General features: G+C 72.2%; 3 protein-coding genes and 1 pseudogene. All 4 read left to right on the top strand.

Translation table 11 applies throughout. The features are described 5' to 3' along the window. Positions 1 to 381, top strand: a pseudogene (locus ACLEQD_RS38275) (hypothetical protein); the annotation flags it as partial. Position 382: 1 nt separating this feature from the next. Then, positions 383 to 3421, top strand: coding sequence for a PQQ-binding-like beta-propeller repeat protein (locus ACLEQD_RS38270; RefSeq protein WP_410390786.1), 3039 nt, complete (start codon positions 383 to 385; stop codon positions 3419 to 3421). A 12-nt stretch (positions 3422 to 3433) separates the two neighbouring features. Further along, positions 3434 to 3598, top strand: a complete 165-nt coding sequence (locus tag ACLEQD_RS38265; protein WP_410390785.1) for a hypothetical protein — start codon at positions 3434 to 3436, stop codon at positions 3596 to 3598. Continuing rightward, complete coding sequence (locus ACLEQD_RS38260) at positions 3595 to 3987, top strand: hypothetical protein (RefSeq protein ID WP_410390784.1); 393 nt, start codon at positions 3595 to 3597, stop codon at positions 3985 to 3987. The genes ACLEQD_RS38265 and ACLEQD_RS38260 overlap by 4 nt, the downstream gene beginning before the upstream one ends. Positions 3988 to 4150 lie beyond the last annotated feature (163 nt).

The raw sequence follows: 4150 nt of genomic DNA, 5'->3' as shown, positions 1-4150 counted from the left end.
CCGGGGACGAGGAGCCGCCTCCGGACGAGGAGCCGCCTCCGGCGCCGCTGCCGCCTGCCCTCCGGGAGCGCGGTGGTGGTGGGCCCGGGCTCGGAGCCCACGCCCCTGTCCGAGGTGCAGCAGGTGGACGTGGACTTCGTGGTGAGCGGCGTGCGGAACAAGGGTCAGGTGGACGTGGAGTTCATCGCGCCGGGCGGGCGTCCGTACGAAAAGCGGAGCGCGCCGGTGGAGGCGCCGCCGGAGGAGACGCGCACGCTGCGCTATTCGCTGCCGGTGGCGGGCACGCCCGTGTCCATGGCGCGCATGACGGGCACCTGGCAGGTGCGCTTCTTCCTGGACGGGGCGCAGCTGGCCGCCACGTCCTTCACCCTGGAGCCGTGACGTGAGGCACGCCATGAACGTCCGCATCCTCGCGCTCGCCGCCGTGTTGCTGCCCGCGGTGGGCTTCTCCCAGTCCTGGAACGTGCGCCCCATTCCCTCCTCCGGGGAGACGGTGGCGCGGGTGGTGATGGACGACGCGTCCGAGCTCGTCCTGGAGGTCACCAACACGGCCGCGGCCTCGCTCGACGCCCGCCTGTCGGAGGTGTCGTTCGTCCTGCCCACGGGCTACCAGCTGCTGGGCGGGCTTCCGGCGGAGGAGAACCCGAACTGGAAGGTCGAGTACATCGACTCCAACCAGCGGCGCATCACGTTCCAGTCCACGCTGGGCTGCGTGGACGACGGGCGCGGCCTGGCGCGCAACCAGACCGCGCGCTTCGTGCTGAGCGTGGTGGCCCCGTCCAACCGCACCACCGACAGCGCCTCCGAGCGCCTGGCGGCGGGGACGTACGCCCGCGACCAGTGCGACGGCACGAACTACTCCTACAACGTCGGCAACATGCCCCCGTGGACGCGCGCCATCCTGACCACGAACGTGACGCTGGCGCCGCGCGTGCTGGCGGTCAACGGCACCACCGTGGCGCGCGTCGTGGTGGAGAACCGCGGCACGGGCTCGGCCACCGTGACCGTGGACAACCCCGCCTCCACGACGAGCGTGCCCCTCACCACCGTGAGCAAGGACCCCACCACCAGCAGGGTCGTGGCGCTGCGGTCCGCGGGCGTCTTCGCGGTCACCCTGAGCCCCACGGCCGCCGGCGCCGTGGCCGCGCGGGTCCGGGCGCGCTCGACCAACAACGCCTCGAACGCGCCGTTCGCGGACTCGCCCATGGCGGACGTGGGCAGCCTGGTCGCGACGGCGGACATGGACGTCGTGGACGCGTTCAGCGGGGAGCAGGTGACGCTGCGCATGACGGTGTTCAACGCGTCCACCGCGAACACGTACACGCAGGTGCGCCCGCGCGCGCCGGTGCGGCTGGGCAGCGCGACGGCGACGCTCGTGTCCGGCCCGTCGCCGGAGAGCGTGGCGCAGCTGGCGCCCGGGGCCTCCGCGCAGTTCACGTGGCGCTACCAGGTGTCGGGCACGCCCGGCGCCAGCTACCAGTTCCAGGCGCAGGTGGACGGGACGCTCAACGGTTCAGCGGTGGCGGGGGACCTGGTGACGGCGCGCAAGGGCCGCATCGTGGAGCACCGCGTGCGGCTGAGCCAGGAGACGGTGTCCACCGCGGCCACGGGCGTGACGGTGGCGTACACGGTGCAGAACCGAGGCTCGCTGCCCATCTACGTGGTGACGCTGTTCAAGCCCGCGGTGAACTACTTCGACGTGGCCGCGTCAGGCCCGCAGGCCTTCGGGGACTGGGTCGTCTCCACGGACGCGGCCGGCTATACCTGGGAGTCGGAGACCGGCATCCCGGTGGGCGGCGACGCCACCTTCCGCATCACGTATTCGGGCTTCACCGCCGTCCCCGAGGACACCGCGTTCCGCCACCGCTTGGAGCTGAACCAGGGCTGGAACGACCCGCGCATCCGCGTGGAGGGGATGATGACGCTGCTCGCGGTGACCGCGTCCCCGGACGTGTCGCGCTTCACCGGCGTGGCCCGCGACGGCAGCGTGACGCTCACCTGGGACAACCCCTTCAACCACGGCGGCACCCTGGTGCTGCGCGCGCAGGGGGCGACGCCCGACACCGCGCCGACCAGCGGCGTGCGCTACGCGGTGGGGGACGTGCTGGGCAACGCGACGGTGGCGTACGCGGACGAGTTCAGCTCCGCGTCGTCCTTCACGGACACGGCGGTGACGAACGGCACGACGTACGTCTACCGCGTCTTCAACGCGGATGATGAGTTCCGGTACGGCCCAGGCAACCAGCCCACCTCGCAGGGCCTGCTGGCCACGCCCCGGGCGCGCGTGGCGGGCAACCCGCTGTGGTGCTACTCGGTGGGCCTGTTCACGGTGCAGCAGCCCGTCACGGAGCTGGGCGTGGGCATCTTCAGCTCCTTCAACGACTCCGTGGTGGGCACGCTCACGAACACCGTGAACCCGTCCGAGGACGGCGCGGAGCGCTTCCGGCCGGTGAAGATGACGGGCCTGATTGGCAGCCGCTTCCCGGTGGTGCCGCTGCTGGGCCGGCCCGGGCAGCAGTGGATCGTCGTGGGCGACCAGGCCGGCGTGCCGGCGGTGCTCAACGCGGCCACGGGCGAGTTCCTGTGGAAGAACACGACGCTGGGCCTGGGGAACATCAGCTCGTTCCCGGTCACGCAGCTGCTCGACTACGCGAACCCGGAGTACCGGACGACGTACTCGAACGTGGACCTGGCGATCTTCGCCACGCGCAACACCTCCGCGCCGAACCAGGTGGTCGCGCTGAACGCGGCCACGGGCGCGCTCATCTGGCGCTACCAGCCCGGGGACCTGGGCATGGTGAGCGGCGGCATGCTGGTGGACTACACGACGAACCGGCTCTACGTGGCGACGAAGTCCGGCACCAGCACCGCCACGCTGCGCGTGCTCAACAGCCTCACGGGCGCGGAGGTGGCGCGGCTGGCGCTGGGGGACCTGGAGTTCGGCGTGGTCCGCAACGCCACGAGCAACCAGATCCTCGTCACGGCCAACGACGGCCGGGTGTACGGCGTGAACCCGGCCACGTTCACGCCGGCCTGGACGGTCCCCGTGCGGCCCACCACGGCGCGGGCGTTCACCCACTTCGCGCGGCCCCTGGGCAAGGGCTTCGTGGTGAGCACGGCGGACGGCAGGGTGGAGCGCTATGAGATGGACGCCACCAACGTGCCGGTGCAGGTGTGGTCGACGGTCATCGCGGGCCCGGCGGGGTCCTTCACCCTCAACCAGAACGGCGTGGCCCGCATCTACGTGGGCAGCTCGGATGGCAAGGTGCACCAGCTGGAGCTGGAGACGGGCCTCGACTCCGGGCAGGTGACGGTGGGCCCGGCGCAGGCCATCGGCACGCCGACCATCGATCACACCGTTGGCCGGTTGCATGTCGGTTCCTCGGATGGTCGAATCTGTGCCTTCCCGGTGCCCTTCTAGGTGGGCCGTCACGTGAGCCAACGACCTTCACAGCCTCCCGCGGGTCCCTCCGTGCCGAAGCCGCCGGCCGCGTCCGCCGTGTACGTGCCTCCCGCCATCCTGTGGGAGCAGCCCTTCGTCGCGCTGGCGCAGCTGTCCACGTGCAACATCCCGGGCGAATCGGAGTGCGTGCCGTGAACGGCGGGGACCCCGTCGTGGGTCCCCGTGAAGGCGCGCTCCGGATCACCCTGGCCGGGTGGACGGTGGTGCTGGAGGTGGAGGAGGCGGCGCTCGCCAGTCCGCTCCAGCGTGTGTTCGGCGCGTTCCTCGCGCCGGAGGCCGTGGCCGCCGAGGCCCGGCTGGTGATGCGGACTCCCTCCAGCCCGGGTGCTCCGCCCGCCGTGCAGGAGCTGCCCCGGCTGGAGCCTGGTGATTCCGGCACGCTGCGGGTGGAGGGCGCCGGGTACTCCGCGGTGCTCTCCCCGGACCGGAGCCGCGCGGACGTCATCGGATGGGGCCGGTACCCCGTGGAGAACCTGATCAAGGTGATGCTCGCGTCCGCGCTGGCGAGCGCGGCGGGCTGTTGATCCACGGCGTGGGGCTGGTGCACGAGGGCCGGGCCGCGCTGTTCGTGGGGCACTCCGGCGCGGGCAAGAGCACCCTGGGCGGGCTGTGGCGCGACGCGGGCGGGACGGTGCTCGCGGACGAGCTGGTGGCGGTGTGGCCCGTGGAGGGGGGAGGGTGGCGGGC

It is taken from the genome of Corallococcus sp. 4LFB, assembly GCF_046520365.1.
Taxonomy (GTDB): Bacteria; Myxococcota; Myxococcia; order Myxococcales; family Myxococcaceae; genus Corallococcus; species Corallococcus caeni.
The sequence above is the reverse complement of the archived record's forward strand: the minus strand, read 5'-3'. Positions and strand labels throughout refer to the sequence as shown.